Source organism: Paenibacillus cellulosilyticus, from assembly GCF_003182255.1.
GTDB classification, from domain to species: Bacteria; Bacillota; Bacilli; order Paenibacillales; family Paenibacillaceae; genus Paenibacillus_T; species Paenibacillus_T cellulosilyticus.
In genome coordinates, this window is the sequence record NZ_QGTQ01000033.1 from 1 (window position 1) to 17,718 (window position 17,718).

At 48.8% G+C, this 17,718-nt stretch carries 14 protein-coding genes, 5 tRNA genes and 1 rRNA gene; 3 read left to right on the plus strand and 17 right to left on the minus strand.

Going from position 1 to position 17,718, the window contains the following annotated elements; translation table 11 throughout:
* The 13 genes from DFQ01_RS26210 to DFQ01_RS26270 form a co-directional block, all read right to left on the minus strand.
* A 16S ribosomal RNA gene (locus DFQ01_RS26210) occupies positions 1–241 on the minus strand; the annotation flags it as partial.
* A 435-nt stretch (positions 242–676) separates the two neighbouring features.
* The gene (locus DFQ01_RS26215; protein ID WP_110046958.1) at positions 677–2,314 is read right to left on the minus strand and encodes a cellulase family glycosylhydrolase; all 1,638 of its coding nucleotides are present in this window, start codon (positions 2,312–2,314) and stop codon (positions 677–679) included.
* A gap of 47 nt (positions 2,315–2,361) precedes the next feature.
* On the minus strand, positions 2,362–3,918 hold the full coding sequence (locus DFQ01_RS26220) for a response regulator (RefSeq protein ID WP_174812542.1): 1,557 nt from the start codon (positions 3,916–3,918) through the stop codon (positions 2,362–2,364).
* A complete protein-coding gene (locus tag DFQ01_RS26225) occupies positions 3,893–5,803 on the minus strand; it encodes a sensor histidine kinase (protein ID WP_245946889.1) in 1,911 nt (636 codons plus the stop codon). The genes DFQ01_RS26220 and DFQ01_RS26225 overlap by 26 nt, the downstream gene beginning before the upstream one ends.
* 78 nt (positions 5,804–5,881) lie before the next feature.
* Positions 5,882–7,591 (minus strand): type 2 periplasmic-binding domain-containing protein, encoded by a 1,710-nt coding sequence (locus tag DFQ01_RS26230; protein ID WP_245946890.1) that lies wholly within the window; start codon positions 7,589–7,591, stop codon positions 5,882–5,884.
* Positions 7,592–7,681: 90 nt separating this feature from the next.
* Entirely contained in the window at positions 7,682–8,569 is an 888-nt protein-coding gene (locus DFQ01_RS26235; RefSeq protein WP_110046906.1) for a carbohydrate ABC transporter permease, read from the minus strand.
* Positions 8,570–8,588: 19 nt separating this feature from the next.
* Positions 8,589–9,557, minus strand: coding sequence for an ABC transporter permease (locus tag DFQ01_RS26240; RefSeq protein ID WP_110046907.1), 969 nt, complete (start codon positions 9,555–9,557; stop codon positions 8,589–8,591).
* 230 nt (positions 9,558–9,787) lie between these two features.
* Positions 9,788–9,873 (minus strand) — tRNA-Leu (locus tag DFQ01_RS26245).
* A 44-nt stretch (positions 9,874–9,917) separates the two neighbouring features.
* Positions 9,918–9,993, minus strand: a tRNA-Lys gene (locus DFQ01_RS26250).
* 5 nt (positions 9,994–9,998) lie between these two features.
* A tRNA-Glu gene (locus DFQ01_RS26255) sits at positions 9,999–10,073 on the minus strand.
* A 179-nt stretch (positions 10,074–10,252) separates the two neighbouring features.
* Positions 10,253–10,343, minus strand: a tRNA-Ser gene (locus DFQ01_RS26260).
* Between the two features lies 1 nt (position 10,344).
* A tRNA-Asn gene (locus DFQ01_RS26265) sits at positions 10,345–10,420 on the minus strand.
* A gap of 44 nt (positions 10,421–10,464) precedes the next feature.
* The gene (locus tag DFQ01_RS26270; RefSeq protein WP_110046908.1) at positions 10,465–10,929 is read right to left on the minus strand and encodes a SprT family protein; all 465 of its coding nucleotides are present in this window, start codon (positions 10,927–10,929) and stop codon (positions 10,465–10,467) included.
* Positions 10,930–11,043: 114 nt separating this feature from the next.
* Between DFQ01_RS26270 and DFQ01_RS26275 the strand changes: the two genes are divergently transcribed.
* Positions 11,044–11,397 carry a hydrolase/acyltransferase gene (locus DFQ01_RS26275; protein WP_110046909.1) on the plus strand — a complete coding sequence of 118 codons (354 nt, stop codon included), beginning with the start codon at positions 11,044–11,046 and terminating at the stop codon, positions 11,395–11,397.
* Positions 11,398–11,828: 431 nt separating this feature from the next.
* Positions 11,829–11,969 carry a cortex morphogenetic protein CmpA gene (gene cmpA / locus DFQ01_RS26280; protein ID WP_110046910.1) on the plus strand — a complete coding sequence of 47 codons (141 nt, stop codon included), beginning with the start codon at positions 11,829–11,831 and terminating at the stop codon, positions 11,967–11,969.
* Positions 11,970–12,540: 571 nt separating this feature from the next.
* Here cmpA and DFQ01_RS26285 read toward each other — a convergent pair.
* The 4 genes from DFQ01_RS26285 to uptA form a co-directional block, all read right to left on the minus strand.
* The gene (locus DFQ01_RS26285; RefSeq protein ID WP_110046911.1) at positions 12,541–14,787 is read right to left on the minus strand and encodes a Tex family protein; all 2,247 of its coding nucleotides are present in this window, start codon (positions 14,785–14,787) and stop codon (positions 12,541–12,543) included.
* A 131-nt stretch (positions 14,788–14,918) separates the two neighbouring features.
* Positions 14,919–15,560 (minus strand): MBL fold metallo-hydrolase, encoded by a 642-nt coding sequence (locus tag DFQ01_RS26290; protein ID WP_110046912.1) that lies wholly within the window; start codon positions 15,558–15,560, stop codon positions 14,919–14,921.
* A gap of 4 nt (positions 15,561–15,564) precedes the next feature.
* On the minus strand, positions 15,565–16,137 hold the full coding sequence (locus DFQ01_RS26295) for a thioredoxin family protein (RefSeq protein WP_110046913.1): 573 nt from the start codon (positions 16,135–16,137) through the stop codon (positions 15,565–15,567).
* Between the two features lie 322 nt (positions 16,138–16,459).
* The gene (gene uptA / locus DFQ01_RS26300) at positions 16,460–17,074 is read right to left on the minus strand and encodes an undecaprenyl phosphate transporter UptA (protein ID WP_110046960.1); all 615 of its coding nucleotides are present in this window, start codon (positions 17,072–17,074) and stop codon (positions 16,460–16,462) included.
* A 157-nt stretch (positions 17,075–17,231) separates the two neighbouring features.
* On the opposite strand from uptA, the gene DFQ01_RS26305 reads away from it, so the two are divergent.
* On the plus strand, positions 17,232–17,687 hold the full coding sequence (locus DFQ01_RS26305; protein WP_110046914.1) for a cupredoxin domain-containing protein: 456 nt from the start codon (positions 17,232–17,234) through the stop codon (positions 17,685–17,687).
* Positions 17,688–17,718 lie beyond the last annotated feature (31 nt).

Below are 17,718 nucleotides of genomic sequence, written 5' to 3' on the forward strand. Positions count from 1 at the left end.
CCATCCACAGGTGACAGATTGCTCCGTCTTTCCCGATCTCCCCATGCGAGGAAATCGATTATCCGGTATTAGCATTCGTTTCCGAATGTTATCCCAGTCCTGCAGGCAGGTTGCCTACGTGTTACTCACCCGTCCGCCGCTAAGCATCAGAGGTGCAAGCACCTCATCAACTCCGCTCGACTTGCATGTATTAGGCACGCCGCCAGCGTTCGTCCTGAGCCAGGATCAAACTCTCCATAAAAGAAGTGCTTGTATAGCTCATTTAAAACATTTAAACTGACAGTTTCGCTCGTTGTTCAGTTTTCAAAGAACAATTTCGACAACTTTTACATCTTACCAGATGTTAATCAGCGTGTCAACAATTTCTTTTGTTTTGTTTCGACAACGTTCATTATCATATCAGATAACTTCATGTCGTGCAAGCTCTTTTTTTAATCTTTTTTCGAAGTTATTCACTTCAAAAATTCGATTTGTTTTAAGCTTGCCGGCGTTGTGTTTCTCGGCCGGAATTAGAATATATCACGGATAGAATGTGTATTGCAACTACTTTTTATTATTTATTTCGATTTATTTTGATTTTTTCATAGAACAACAGCATCAACATCAAAGGAATACCTAATACTAATATAAAACCGGACTCACTGATCATTCTCCTCTGAGCCCGGTTTCTTCTATATTATACGATATCAATCCATTCTACTTGGATAGGTCCGTCTACCGCTTCAATTACAATCCGATGCAGTCCTGCATCAAGCATCACAGATTCATCCAGTCGGACAATAGTCCACTCAGCATTACTCGGCCGTGCCGTACCGAGCTGCCAACCATCAAGGCTGACGGTTAACCCGCTCCAACTCCCCGACTCTACAGTTGCACGCAGGCGAATCTCTACGCCAAATGGACTCACCTCTACGTTCTCGCCGCTGCCGCTATTACCGGAAGTGAATTCATACGCGAGCCAATCACCAGCACCCAACTGTACAAGCAGCCGCTGGTCCATCGTCCATGGACGTCCGCCATTATGCTGGAAGTTCGAACCCTCTCGCTCGCTATCTACGAAACGAATATCGGTTTTATCATTTACGCGAAAGCCCACGTTACGATCAGCTTTCGCTCCGATGTGATAACCAATCCCCGATCCCTGATAGCCGTAGAAAATAGCAGGAATTCGTACAGGCGCTCTTCTAAACAACGCATTTACTACTTCAGGGTGATACGTACAATTCTCGATGCCGATATTATCAAGGTATGTCCACAAAATCCGTTGCGCCTCTTCCATACTCGGACGTTCTCCGCCAGACAAATAGTCTACGAGTCGGTCCCAACCTTCCGGCCGATTCACAGAACAAGGCGAATTGATCGTGTCCATCTTCTTCCACGTCCAGAAGTTCCACGAGATGTCGTGATCCTCGAACAAGCGAAACGCACCGGAGTACCAATCGATATTGTTCTCTCCGCCTTCGCCCATGAAGATTGGCGCATTCAACCGCTCACGGTCATTGATATATGTCTGAATACTCTCTGTGTCCGGGTTATTCCAGTACTTATGAAACTGCAGAAGCGTATTATCATCGATCATTTCATCGAAAATAGACCAATCCGTCGACCAATGTGCGCCTTCTAGGACGATCATATGCTTCTGATCCACTTCTCGAATGGCCTTCACGATGTCACGGTACAGCGGCATCAACTCTGAATTCAGTGCAGCATTCCAATCCGGCAGCGGCTCATTGAGCAGGTCGTAACCCGCTACAATCCATTCCTCCTTATAGCGATCAGCCAGTTGGCGCCATAAATCAATCGTCATCCGTCGGTAGATCGCATTCGTAAACAACTCAGGCTGATCATTCTCGGAGTCGTCGATATTAGCTCCCGTCTGCCCGCCTGTTGCCCCATGCAGATCCAGTATGGCGTAAACGTTATATTTGCGGCACCAATCGATGCATAAATCTAAACGATGTAAGTTATTCCCCCTGAATCGTACAGGCTCTCCATCCTCGATGAAAGCTCGCGCATTAATCGGAATACGAATAGAGTTGAAGCCCTCTTCTGCAATTTTGCGAATATCCGCTTCTGCCGTGTAACGGTCGTAATACGTCTCCCAGAACTCAGCCGCTTTCTCTGATCCAATAAGCTCTTCAACTATCCGCTCTATTTTTCTCGGCCGATCGCCCTGCTCCGGGAACTTCCACATGTAACCTTCTGGGAGAAACCAGCTTCCAAGGCCTACACCGCGCAAAATAAGCTCTTCCCCATCGCCATTCACCAGCTTCTTGCCCTGTGCACGTACAAATCCAGCCACGTTATTGTTCATCAATACCACACTGATCCTCTCCTATCCTGGTAGTGATCTCGGAGTATTCACTCGGCTCCCAACGCTTCGTTCATCGCACGGTATTCCAGCGGTGATACGCCTTCTACTTCCTTGAAGACACGCGTAAAATGCTTCACATTCTCGAAGCCGACGCTTGCGCTGATCTCATACACCTTCATATCCGATGTCATGAGCAGCTCCTTCGCCCTCTGAAGACGCAGCTTGCGTAAGTAAGCAACGAACGTATCGCCTGTATGGTCCTTGAATGCCTGGCTGAAGTACGAGTAATTAAGCGATACATGGTTAGACACCATCGCCATATTCAGATCCTCATGATAACGCTCTTGAATATAACTGATTGCACGTCCCATCTCACTCTTATCGTTATAGACCGAACGCACTTGGCGAACATAATCATTAAGAAGCAGCAGTAAGCTTTGCACACTGTAATAGTAGTCATGGAAAGGCGCGTTATAGATATCTCCAACTGTCCGATGAAGCTTTAATATTTCGAGCGACCCTTCACCGTAAACCTGAAATACTTTGTCGAACACGTGCTCATTCAATAGGTGGCTAATGCCCTCCAAATAGCTGATGTCATATCGCATAATGGTCTTAATATCAAGAACATGCTGCAGCAGCCGTTTGATATCCGCTTCTCGATCGAGTCCAAGCAAATTGGATATTTTGTGTATATCTTCAACCGGAAGCTTATAAGACTTGCTCTTATCGACAAGCTCTTCTGCACGAATCACATCGGGTGCTGTCAGCAGTACGGAATAAGCAACCGCCGCAACAGCTTGCCGATATCCCTGTCTGACTGCTTCCATAGGCGACATTCGCACGCTGACACCAGCTTGAAACCCACAAGCTGGATGTTCCTTCATATAGGTGGACAGCCGTTCAATCAGAGTTGAACTGTCCGTTATGATGACCAACCGTTCTTCTCTGTCGTAGAACCGGATGCAGCGTCTCTCATTCTCATAACCGATTATTTTATCGATCCGATGCATAAACTCCGCACGCTCAGCTGCTCTAGCGCCGCCATTCATCCGTACAATTGCAACCTGGAACCCCTCATCCAGCCAGCATAACGCCGCCCGTCCTAATAGCTCTCGAACTTCTTCTGCACGGTACCGATCATGCATTAACACATTCTGAAGTTGGGTAATCGCAAATTCAGCCTTCAGCGCGATTGTATTACGAAGCTCATCGGCCACTTCATTCTTCTTCTGCCATTCTTCCTCTAATCGGCGAAGCACTCGAAATAACTCTTCTCTTACGATCGGCTTGAGCAAATATTCTTTGACATCGAACCGAATCGCTGCCTTTGCATATTGAAAATCATCAAAGCCGCTTAATATCACCACATCCGCCCGAGATTCACGTTCCTGCAACCGTTGGATGAGCGTAATGCCATCCATAACAGGCATCCGAATATCGGTAATGACGAGGTCGATCTCCGTCTCATCCAACACCTGCAAAGCTTCTTCCCCATCCGCAGCAAAATAAAACGTATACGCCCCGGCAAACTCTCTATCGATCATCGATTTCAAGCCAACTCTAATGTTCCGCTCATCATCCACGATTAATAGGCTTCGCATAAGCATCTTTACCTCCGGCTATGTTTAAGTACGGCAGCACCATCGTCACGCGAGTATAAGTGCCTTGAACACTATCAATTCGAATGCCGTGCCCTTTGCCATAATTCATGACGATTCTCTGATCCACGTTGCGAAGACCAATTCCGCTGCCTTCTCTCTGTCCGGCGTCCGCGGCGTTTCGCATCTCCTGATACACGGCGTCATCCAAACGGATGAACATGTTCACATCTCGCAGTCTACTTTCCTCAATGCCGTTGCCATCATCGATCACTTCGATTACCAAATCGTCATTCAGCGCGTAGGCTTTAATTGTAATCGTTAATTTACCTTTGCCTCGATGCCCGAAGCCATGCTTCACTGCATTCTCCACAACCGGCTGCAGCGACATTTTCAGCACTTCTTGATCCTTATAAATGTCTGGCACTTCCACATTCAACTCAAGGCTATTATCATAGCGAATGTTCATAATCGCGATATAGTTCTGAATATGAACCAGCTCATCCTGCAGCCGAACATGGTTGCTCGTCCACTGCAAGTTGTAACGCATCATGCCACCTAACGAGGTGAGCGCATCGGAGATGGCGTATTGGGACTCCACTTCCGCCAACATCTTAATATTCTCAAGCGTGTTATATAGAAAATGAGCATCGATCTGATTCTTCAGCGCGTTAAGCTCTGCTTCCTTCGTTGCAGCCTGGCGGCTCACGGCCTGCGCAATCAGCTCGTTCATTTTCTTAAGCATCTGCCTGAAATGGAAAGCTATCTCTCCGACCTCATCCATGCTCGTAATCGCGATATCGACATTGAAGTCTCCTTTGCGTACTTTCTTCATCGATTCACGCAATATCTTCAGCTTCTTCAGAATGAGCGAGTGGAGTAAATATGAAATCATCGACAATAAAGCGATGAGTATAATCGTTGCAATAATAATTGTATTCCGCTGCTTGCTAATGTCGGAAAGCGTGCTCTCCAGCGAAACAATGTTGAGCAAATAGCTATCTAATAGCTCGACATGACTGTAGATTCCAATATACGGCTTACCCTCATAAGAGAAGGAGAAGCTTGCAGATTCGCCCTCCGTGCGATGAGATTCAAACTGCTTCAAGACTTCGTTCACAGGAAGCTTCTGAAACAGCGGTGATGAATCCTTCGTGAACGGCATACCTTCTCGATTCACGACAAGCATTTGGGAGTCGTTGTCTTGTACATCGCTGAAAGTCTTCATAAAGAACTTGCTTATTTCCATACTGACTTCGAGCACGCTGTTATGTCGTATATCATCGGAATATTTGCGCTCCCGCAGCAAGGACACATAAATCGACTCCGGAACATCATTGCCGCTATCTAGAATGCTTTCCGTACTGCGGCTGATGTCCCACCATACGATGCCATTCTGCTTGATCACGGTATCATACCAAGGTTTATTCTTAATCCGATTTTCTTTAAAAATAACAGGCCAGAACTCATACACATTCGGATTCTCGGTATACAGCCGTATATTCGCAATATTAGGGTTGTTAAACAGAAAGTATTGGAACATAGAGAATGTCTTCGTCTTAAAATCAACCAAGCCAGCCGTATCTAAATCTACTCCGCTTTCAAGATAATCCTTGATATCGTTATTCGAAATGGCTAATTCAGCAGTCCGCTGCATAACCTCCATGTTGTTTGCGACATTCATTTTCTCGATATCGAGAATGTACTGATTCTTCTTCGTCATATCTTTGATCGTGTTCAAATAAACGTTGTGGAACAAATACCACGACACCAAAATGATTGGGATAAGAATGATACAAATAAAAGATACAATCAGCTTGAATTGAATCGACATTCGACCAATCTCTAGCGAAGCCTTGGAACCCCATTGCCGAGCAAGTTTTATCACAATGTGTACACCATCCTTGCCCGTTATTGTAATAAGCCTGAAGTCTGCACGGACAGACTTCAGGCTATCACAGTATGATTACTTATTGAAGGCTTGAAGTTTAGCTACATTCGTTTCGTATGCTTTTTGACGATAAGCATCAATTTTGTCTTGTTTGTTGCTATTACGTTCTGCAACGTACTTGTTCCAGATCTCATCGAATTCAGCATCCGATTTGGACAAGATCAGCTTCGGAAGTGTTTTACCCCAGCTGCGTGCGTTTTTGCTGCCTGCGATACCTTCTTCAGAGTTCGCTGGCGCATCGAGGTTATCGAATTCAGACATACTGATCGATTTGCCTTTCGTCCAATCTTCCATTTGCTTAGCTGGATCAACGCTAGGAGGCGCCCATGCCAAGTTCATGTTCGTGTCCATCAGCATCCAGTACGTATAGGAAGCGCCATACTTCTGGTCGAATGCAGCACGGTCTTTGTTGAGCAGGTCAATAACTTCAGGCTTGAACTGGTCTTTGCCGTCGATCGTATCGTACGTTACACCTTTCTCGCCGAGGTACATATCTTTGTTGCCCTCTTCCGAGATGAGGTACGTCAGGAACTCAATTGCTCTCTTCTTATCTTTAACATCCTTGGAGATGAGCGTTACAGTCCAACCGGAAATACCTGGGCCAGAAAGCGTAGGCGCTGCTTTCGACGAGTTCGCAGGTCCGTTAATTGCGATATAAGCCGAATTCGGATCCTTCTGATAGAGCGAGATGTTCTGCGTTGCAAAGTCAGAACGTTGATACAGCATCGCGAAGTAACGGCCTTGCGCAATTTTCTCTTCCATTTGCGCACGTTTGTCGATGAAGATATCTTTGGACAGCAGGCCATCTTGGTTTGCTTGACGGAAAGTCTTCAGCCAGCTGATATACTCAGGATCTAGGCGGCGGTCATACAGCTTGCCGTCCTTCACTTGCGGAATGGCTAGGAAGTTCTGCAGGTAGCCTTCGAGCGAGTAGTTACCCGTCTCCGTGAACTCATGCAAACCAAGCGGAATAAGCGGTTGACCATTCACTTCCGGGAATTTCTCTTTCGCCAATTTCAGTGCGTTCAGGAAGCCTTCCGGCGTGCTCATATCTGGGCTGCCGATTGCTTCGTACATATCCTTACGAACGACGAACGTTTGGTTCGACGTGAAGTTACTGCCGTATTTCTCATAGTCAGCAGGCGAGGACGATGCATTAGGGTAGCCATATACATTGCCGTCTGCTTGCGTGTACCAGCCCAGTTTAGCAGGGTCTGCTACTTTAATGAAGTATGGATCGTATTGATCGGCCAGTTCATTCAGCGGCAGTACGAGATCGCCTTCGATCATTTTGCGAACGCCTTCTTCATACCATCCAAGTGTCAGGAAGTCAGGCAGCTTGCCAGATGCGATCATCGTGTTCAACTTCTCATTTTCGTTGCCAGCTGGCACGATGAAGTTGATGCCTACGCCCGTTTTCTTCGTAATGTATTCGGCAGTAGCGTCTCCGCCCCACTTCTTATTGAACCACGAGAAGTTAATATACCAATCAAATGTGATCGGATCTTTGGCATCTGCTTTCCAGCCTGGCTCATCTGCATTAGCTGTCGTCGTCGTTGCCGTATCCGTATTGTCTGTCGTCGTTGCAGTTTCGTTATTCGTCGTCTTGTCCTCTGTCGTCTTCTCGCCATCATCGCTGCTTCCACAAGCTGCGAGAGAGAACGCCATCGCGAACACGACAGTCAATGCCATCATCGAGGTCCACAGTCTACGTGTTTTACTCATTGATAAGTCCCCTTTTCTGAAATGATTTCATTTATTAGCAACCCGACCACAAGTAGCAGCCAGACTGATAATTAAAGTTAGACAAGTCTCCTAGCCCTTGATGGAACCGATCATGAAGCCTTTAACAAAGTACTTCTGCAGGAACGGATAGACAATGACGATTGGCGCGGTCGTAACGACCATCGTCGCCAGCTTGAGCGATTGGCTTGTAACCGATACCGATACGCCGCTTGGCATTGCTGCCAGCATCTGATTCGAGCCAGATTGCGCAACAACCCGGTACAAGAACGTCTGAATCGGTTGAAGATCCATATCATTCATGTAGATCATACCGGTGAAATAGTCGTTCCACTGGTACACACCATGGAATAACGCAATTGTTGCAACGACCGGCATTGAAACAGGGATGATGACTTTGTAAAAGATTTTGAAATCATTCGCTCCGTCAATTCGTGCTGCCTCTTCTAGTCCGGCAGGTATTTCTCTAAAGAAGGAGAGGAAAATAATAAGATCGAAGAAGCTGAAAGCTGCCGGGATAATGTAGACGAGAAAATTGTCTAGCAGGTGCAGGTCACGAATGAGCAGGTAGTAAGGAATGAGACCGCCACCGAAGAACATCGTAATCGTACCAATCAGCATGTACACCTTTCGCCCAATAAGCTCCTTGCGAGAGAAAGCGTACGCTACCATTGCGGTGAAGAATACGTGTACAACGACTCCGATTACCGTCTTCGCCACTGTGATCCACATCGCCGTCATAATGCCGTCGCTGCGGAATACAGCTCGAAAACTTGTCAAACTGAACACCCTCGGAACCCAGTAGATCCCTCCGCGCATGGCGTCCTCGCCGTCATTGAAGGCATTGACTAGGACATACCAGATTGGATACAACGTGATGAAACATATGATAAGCATCAGAACGGAGATGAGAATCTCGAATGTAAATTCTGATGCCGACTGCCTTTTCGCAGAAAACATCCTTAGGTCACCACCTTGATCAGAATAGAGACGTGTTGTTTAAACGCTTCGTTATGCCGTTAGCTCCCAGCAGCAGAATGAGAGCAATGACGGATTTAATCAATCCAACTGCCGCCGCATAGGAATATCTGCCTGACAACAAGCCTGCCTGATAAACATACACGTCGATGACGTTGCTGGACGTTTCGTTCAACTGGTTGCGGAGGACGAGAATCTGATCGAAGTTCGAGTTGAGCACACCGCTGATTGCGAGAATGAACAAAATCGAAATCGTCCCTTTGATCGATGGCAGCGTAATATTCCACATTTTCTGGCCGCGTCCCGCACCATCAATCGTTGCTGCTTCATATAGTTCGGGAGAGATGCTCGAAATAGCAGCCAAATAAATGATTGCCGACCAGCCGAGCTCTTTCCAAATATCCGAAGTAATAACAATGCCCCAAAAGTACTTCGGTTCCGCCAAGTACGTGATCGGTTCATGTATGACGTTAATCGCCATCAATATCTTGTTCACGATACCAACGTCCGACAGCCACGTTGCCATAATACCGCCGAGAACTACCCATGATAGGAAGTGAGGCAGGTAAGTAATCGTCTGCACCCACCGTTTGAAAACCATAGAGCGCAGCTCGTTGAGAAGCAGTGCGAATAAGATTGGCAGCGGGAAGCCGATAACGAGCTTGATTAGACTCATCCCGATCGTATTCTTGATGACGTAGCCTAAACTATCGTCCTCAAAAAATTCTTTGAAATGATCGAATCCTACCCATGGCGCTGCTGAGATCGGACGAATAATGTCAAACTCTTTAAATGCGATTATGATTCCATACATCGGGATGTAGTTGAATACAATCATCCATGCAACACCAAGCAGCGCCATCACCTGCAAATAACGCTGCGCTATTAATTTCTGCACCCATACCTGGATGTTTGATCTGCCGGCCCTTGATTGCTGCGTGCTCGGCTTCGTTTCTACTTTGACGCTCATACTTGAGGTGCACCTCCATTTCCATCTGTCTTTCTGCCGAAAGCTCTTACACGAGTAATTGTAATCGTTTACATCAGACAGTAGTAGGTGTGAGTTTTCAGGTATGGTGATGTTTTTTTAGGAACTTTTGCGACTCTATGAAAGGACGGTGAATTATGCGGAAAACAAAAAAAATCACTCTGCTACGCGCCAATCGGCACAGTAACAAGTGATTGTTGTTTAATAAGTTATGGTGCGGTAGAGAGGACTCGAACCTCCACGGGCGTACGCCCACTACCCCCTCAAGATAGCGTGTCTGCCATTCCACCACTACCGCACATTTAGAAAATCATCACATTCGCTTCGAGGGTAAGAAGCAAATGGTGAGCCATGTAGGACTCGAACCTACGACACCCTGATTAAAAGTCAGGTGCTCTACCAACTGAGCTAATGGCTCATAGATGGTGACCCGTAGGGGATTCGAACCCCTGTTACCTCCGTGAAAGGGAGGTGTCTTAACCCCTTGACCAACGGGCCTCACATTGTTCAACACGCCCGTTTGAATCAGGCGACTTGAAGATCATATCATGTACCAATTCGTTTTGCAAGCACCTTTTTCTAGGATAACTGATCGCTCAACGCGATTCAACATCTGAACAAAAGAAAAAGACCGATCGAGTTGCACGGTCCCTAGCCTGCAAATCAGATAAAAAATGTGGCGGAGAAGGAGGGATTCGAACCCTCGCACCACTTACGCAGTCTAACCCCTTAGCAGAGGGTCCCCTTGAGCCACTTGGGTACTTCTCCATGGCTCCCCGAACAGGACTCGAACCTGTGACAACTCGATTAACAGTCGAGTGCTCTACCAACTGAGCTATCAGGGAAAATCGTGCAGTGACATTTAATAATTTACCATGCCTGTCCCACTCTAGTCAAGTACATTTAATATTAATTTTCCGGAGCATTTGCCACAGCGGAATCGGGTCGGGTCAAGCCGGCGTCGACGCAAGTATTCCATACCGCAAGAACGGCATACAAGCTTATACTTAAACGGCTTAGGCTTGCGCGCTTCACGCTCCGGCAGCGTACGGCAATATCGGGACGCCCCCACTTGTACGAGCAATTGTTTGAAATCCTGATCACGATGCTGATAGCCCCGCTTCATAATATGAAGATGATAATGGCACAGCTCGTGCTTAATGATTTTCTCCGTCTCTTCGGCTCCGAATGCCTCAAGCTGATGCGGACTGATTTCGATGTTATGCGATTTTGTAAAATAACGCCCGCCAGTCGCCTTCAATCGGCCATTAAAAGTAGCGCGATGCTTGAACGGTATACCGAACGACTCCAGCGATACTCGTTCCACCCACGCCTGCAGCGTCTCATCATTCATTGATAATCTCCTCCACCTACTTGAATTGTAAAGGTGGGCTGCGATACACTTCAAGTAGAAAGTTCGATCTCGTTCGAGCTGTTTTTGTTATTAGAGGGGAGAATCTTTACTATTATGCCAACTATGCGCTACGTTCTGATGAAACAGAATGACACGGTTCATTTCGTTGAAATGCCGGAATCGCACGCTTACCAGCTTAGCGCGCTCAATCTGCGTTTGCATAAAGAAATCGACAAGCTGACGGCAAGCAATGTCCCTGCACTTCCATACGCCATCGCTGAATGCGACAATGTCGAGCTGCATGATGCAACGATCCAAACGATTTCCGGATTGGATTACTTGAACAAGCTGGAGCAGGATTTTGCCCAAATTAAAGAGCAATCGTACCCGCTCATCTCGCTGCTGACCGAAATTCGCGCACTGCAAGCACAGCTGGAGCAGTGGTACGAAGAGGAATACGAGAACTAACAAGATGAAACGCATTACGCTGACTTATAATGGCGCAGTGCGTTTTTTCTTTTATACGGTGTGAAACCTCTATCGAAGCATCTCGATGATGTGCGACCGCGTTTAGCGGTAGGTTTTGACGCCGATAAAATTCGCGGTGTGAAACCCTTTATCGAAGCCATTCGATGATGAGCGACCGCGTCTAAAGGTAGGGTTTAACGCCAATAAACATTGTGGTGTAAAAACCTCTATCGAAGCATCTCGACGATGATCGACCGCGTTTAGCGGTAGGTTTTGACGCCGATAAAAATTTATATTTCCGGGTACACCCGGAAATTATTAATTTTTATGCGGTCGAATTCACGCGAATGAAATCGTTTCGGACCTGCACTTCTACCCATCCATGCCCATATGCTATTCATACAGTACGGTCCGGGAGGGGGACGACGCATATGCCGCAGTGGCTGTGCAATCAACTGATGCGCGCGTACCAGAAGAAGGATATTCGGCAGATCCGTCTGCTGAATGACTGCTGGTATTTTTACCGCGCGAAGCAGCGTCCGAGCGAAGAATCCGTAACAACGAATAGTTAAGCTAAGGGGCTGAGCCCCTTTGAACCCTATTACTTTCAGCATAATCAACATTTCTTTCTAACCGCTTTAAATCAACATTTCTACCCATCTAGAGGATTTAATCCCATCTAGAGGATTTCTACCCCCCTAAATCCTCCCTGCTAGGGAGGATCCCATGGGACTCCCGTCCCCTGGACCCCGGAAGGGGGAACGTGGGATTGGCAGAGACGCCGTCGCATTCTTTGGTGGTAGGAATCGCGTGCCCCTGTGGGGCAAAGCTTACTGGTTGCGCGTGATATAGATCCAAAGAATTAAGCGTTGTTGAACAACGCTTAATTCCGTTTAGACTGTGTTAAAAGAGATATAAGTGTAGGGAAACATAACTTAATGTATCTCGATGTGTGGATTTTCGTGCATAGTGCCGTATTAGGTGTGATTTTACAACACTTATAGGGTGGCGAAGATGCGAGTATATAGAGTAAGAGTGGTTATACCGCGCTTATTCCTGGCTAAGCTTGCTTGAATTGCTAAGTTGGAATACAACAAAAGCCGATCCCCTGTTGCGGGATCGGCTTTTTATTGCATACATCCTCTAGTCGGGTTTGACCATGGTGAGGCTGACGCGGCCTTTCTTCGCGTCGGCTTCGAGTACCCAGACGGTGACGGCATCGCCAACGGATACGACGTCCGTCGGGTGCTTGACGAACTTGGTGCTTAGGCGCGAAATGTGGACAAGGCCATCGTTCTTGATGCCGATGTCGACAAACGCACCAAAGTCGATGACGTTGCGGACGGTGCCTTGCAGCTCCATGCCCGGTTTCAAGTCCTCGAGCTTGAGCACATCCGTCCGGAAGATTGGTGGTGGAAGCTCTTCGCGCGGGTCGCGGCCTGGACGCTGCAGGGAGTCGATGATGTCGCGCAGTGTCGGTACACCAACCTCAAGCTCAGCAGAGAGCTTCGTTACATCCGCCTCAGCCAGCTTGGCACGCACAGACTCGGTGCCCACATCCGCCAGCTTCAATCCGAGCGCGCGGAACAGCTTGTCTACAACCGAATACGATTCCGGGTGAATCGGCGTACGGTCCAGCGGGTTGTCCCCCTCTGGAATCCGTAGGAAGCCGATGCACTGTTCGTAAGACTTCGCGCCAAGCCGAGGAACCTTCGAAAGCTCCTTGCGCTGCGAGAATTTGCCGTTCTCATCACGGTACTTTACGATGTTGCGGGCAATCGTCGCATTGACGCCTGCTACGTAGGACAACAGCGACGGAGACGCCGTATTCACATCGACGCCGACGTGGTTAACCGCAGACTCTACAACGCCGCCTAAGCTTTCCTCCAGCCGCTTCTGACTGACGTCATGTTGGTATTGGCCAACGCCGATCGCTTTCGGCTCGATTTTCACAAGCTCAGCCAACGGGTCCTGCAGACGACGTGCGATCGAAACCGCACTCCGCTCGGATACGTCAAGCGACGGGAACTCCTCTGCTGCAAGCTTGGATGCCGAGTAGACCGAAGCACCCGCTTCGCTGACGATCATATATTTCAATTCATTAGCGCCTGCCGCTCCGGCCTGACGCCGTTTGCCGATCAGGTCTGCAATGAACTGCTCCGTCTCCCGTGACGCCGTACCATTGCCGATTACGATCAAGCCAACGCTATACTTGTCCAGCATGCCATTCACAATGCGCTCTGCATCAGCTACCTTGTTGTTGGGAGGCGTCGGGTACGAGACGGCTACTTCGAGCAGCTTGCCAATGTCGTCAACGACAGCGAGCTTGCAGCCTGTACGGTATGCAGGGTCGACACCAAGCACAACCTGGCCGCGAACTGGCGGCGACAGCAGTAGATTACGCAGATTAACAGAGAAGATCGAGATTGCATGTTCTTCCGCCTTCTCCGTCATCTCGCCGCGCACCTCACGCTCGATGGACGGTGCGATTAAACGTTTGTAAGCATCCTCAATAACCGAGGTCAGCACCGCCACAATCTGCGGTGCGGTATGCCGGCGGACAATCGTGCGGTTCATCCAATCATGGACGCGGTCAGCTGGAACGTCGAGCGCTACGCGAAGCACCTCTTCGCGTTCGCCCCGATTAATGGCGAGTACACGGTGAGGCGGCAGCTTGCGTACCGGCTCCTGGTAGGCATAATACATTTCGTATACCGTCTCAGCGCTCGCATCCTTCGCTTCCGTCCGGAGCACACCTTGATCATGCGTAAACTTGCGGACCCATGTGCGGATGGCAGCGTCGTCGGCAATATTTTCAGCAAGGATGTCCATGGCGCCCTGTAGAGCTTCCTCTGCACTGTTAACGCCTTTCTCCGCATCAATATAACGCTGCGCTTCTACTGAGGGATCTCCCTGCTTCGGTTGAGCCCATATCCAGAGTGCAAGCGGCTCGAGGCCACGTTCCTTCGCAACGCTCGCTCTCGTCTTCCGCTTCTGACGATAAGGACGATACAGGTCTTCGACCTCCTGCAGCTTAACAGCGGATTCGATGCCTCGGCGCAGCTCGTCCGTCAGCTTGCCCTGCTCGTCAATAAGCCGAATAACCTCGCGCTTGCGCTCTTCCAGGTTGCGCCGATATTGCAGCTTCTCTTCAATATCGCGAAGCGCATTCTCGTCGAGCTCCCCCGTCATCTCCTTGCGGTAACGCGCAATGAACGGAATCGTATTGCCCTCATCAAGCAGCGACACGGCTGCCTTCACTTTCGTCAGCGGAATGGACAGCTCAGCCGCAATATCGCGTATAATCCGTTCCCGCTCGGCCGCCGCTTGCTCCTCCGATAATTTCGTTACATTCGCTTCTGTCGGTGCATCCTGCTTCTCAACCGCCACTTCAGCAAGCCCCTTCCATCTCGTACTTATAAAGCCCGTGTTCAAAAAGTTCGGTTTTCAGCACCTGATGTCGAATATGCTTCTTGTGATGCTTCGGGATCAAAGACGTACTTTTTGAACAACCTCTTAAACTAGCGGTGTAAGCCAACGAACGGATTATTCGCCTTTTCGAATCCGATCGTCGTCTTCGGACCATGTCCGGGATATACCGTTACATCGTCCGGCAGCTTGAACAGCTTGAGCCGTATCGAATCATAGAGATCCCGCTCGCGACCACCTGGCAGGTCGGTACGTCCAATAGATGCGCGGAACAGGACGTCGCCGCCAAATAGATCGGAGCCGCAGAGGAGGCTGACGCTGCCCGGCGAATGGCCAGGCGTATGCATCACGGAGAACTTGTGTCCGATGAGATCAAGCGTCTGTCCTTCGTCCAGCGCATATTCCGCAGGGTCCGTCGTCAGCGGCGGCGTTACGTCTTTCCAACGGTAAGAGCCGTTCAACTGCGCATTGGTCAACCAATCCGCCTCTAGATCATGTATGTAGACCGGGCACCCCTTTGCTTTGCGCACTTCATCAACGCCGCCCATGTGGTCAAAATGTGCATGTGTCAAAAGGATTGCCTCTATCTGAATCGATGCAATTCGTTCGAGCAGACGCTTCGGCCCCATGCCAGGGTCGATAATAACGCCTCTCTCGCCGGATTCATCCGTCAATAAGTAACAGTTCGTCTGCAGTGGGCCAAGTGAGAAGGTCTGTATATTCAGCTTCGTCATCGGCTTAAATCGTAGTGAGCAGCTGACGCAGCTCGCTAACAATATCAGTTTGGTAGGCTGTGCCTTCGCCTTCGCCATAACGACGCATGATTTCTTCCCGCGCCGCAGTTAGATTCTGCTGATAATCTGACGCTTCCCGATCAGGATTGCCTAGCTTGAACGCGATCATCGGTTCTTGAACATGCTTTGTACGTGGGCCCCACTGTCCGCGTACAACACCGTCTGCTCCAGCAAAAATAACGACTGGGATCGAGCGTCCGCCCATTGTCAAAAACTCATCCATCGTATCGAGATGCTGCTCCATAATAAGCACTTCTGTCTTGACGCCGCTTACCGCAAGCGCATGAAATACGACCGGCAGGTTGCGAACTACGTCGCCGCACCAATCTGCAGCAAGAATCAAGCAGCGCAGATCTTCGCGGCCATTGAGCGATTCGAAAAACTTGCGGTCTTCCTTATTCGGCCATTCGAAGGATTCGTATATGGAACGGAATTGATCTTGGTTTTTGGTCATGCCGTCGATGAACTGCTGAGGCGAAATCCCTTGGTTCAGCTTCGCGCTTACATTTTTACCCATGATGGCGAACCTCACTTTCATATCCGATATAATTAGTTGTCATTCTTCTTACTATTGAGTGTTCAAAATGATCGGTTTCCAGCACCGAGAAGGTTGGAGCAAGCGGGGAATGAGGATCGGAGCGTAGTGATTTGCTACGTGAGAACCGGAAGTCTCAGCTTCATCCAAGATTCGATGCCTAGTCTTGTGATGCTTCGTGATCAACAACGGACTTTTTGAACGACCTCTAAATATTGTAGCAGATTTAGGCAGATACAGGCAAAGAAACGGACATGCTCTCAGCCAAAGGCCGGGTCCATGTCCGCTTATTCCAATAGGTGTATTAAGCTGATTTCTTGTTATTGCGGGAACGTACAATTTTGAACACCACATAGACGATTAATAGGCCAAGCGCGACCAGAATGCCTTCGTGAATATACTTGCCCGCTTCCTCTTCGATCGTATCCCAATTGTCGCCAAGGGATCGTCCCAAATAAACAAACAGAATCGACCATGGCAGCGAAGCCAGCGCCGTCAGCAGCGTGAAAATGCCGAAGGACATCCGCGCCATGCCTGCAGGAATCGAGATGACCTGACGCATGACAGGGACGAACCGCGCTGTAAAGACAATGCCTTTGCCATACTTGTCGAACCAGCCTTCGGCAATATCGATATGCTTCTTCTTAATCTTCAGGAACTTCCCGTACTTATCAAGGAATGGACGGCCGCCGTATCGGCCGATCGCGTACAAAATCCAGTTCTGAAGAACAGCTCCGACGGTACCGAAGATAACAGCTCCTAAAAACGATATTCTCCCGTCATAGACCAAGTATCCCGCATAGGCTAGCACAACCTCACTCGGAATGACCTCTACCATTAAGCCGAACAAAATGCCGAAGTAGCCGAGATCCTTCATCCATTCGAGCATCGTCGCCACAACATCTGACAATACGTGCATGGTTTCTCCTTTCGCCTCTCCCATAGGCCTGTCTTGTCTCTTGTTTCGTATTCTAGCATACCCTTATGCCAAGTCCAAGTGCCTGAGGGGGCATGTTCAGACAGGCCTGCGCATAGACTAGCCTCGAATAGATACGTATAAGTGGAGGAGAAGTTGCATGACAAAATTTCTCGTAATCAAAAAAAGAAATATCCAGCTCCTTGGCGCCTTTCTCGTCGTGACCCTGCTTGCTGTCGTCGTGTGGCGCGTTCAACTGACCAAAGTTGAGCCTGCTGCGGCTGCGCCAACGGCTGGTACGCAGGTGTTCACGCTCGTGACGGGAGAGTTCGAGACGAAGGACAAGAACGGCCAGATGCTTGAAGCCTATCGCTTCGACCCAGGCTCGATCGTTGTGAAGAAAGGCGTGCCCGTCGAGCTGCGCATTATCGGCATTAGCGGCGACACGCACCCATTCGTCATCGAGGGACTTGGCCTGAAGGGCGAAGTGAAGAAAGGCGAAACGACCGTTGTCCGTTTCACCGCAGAGCAAGCTGGAACGTATGAAATCAGGTGCCTGACGCACGCAGATATGCGGAGCGACGGACCGATGGTTGGGTATATTTTCGTCCAGTAGTTTGGTGGATGGGTGAAAAATATCGTCCGCA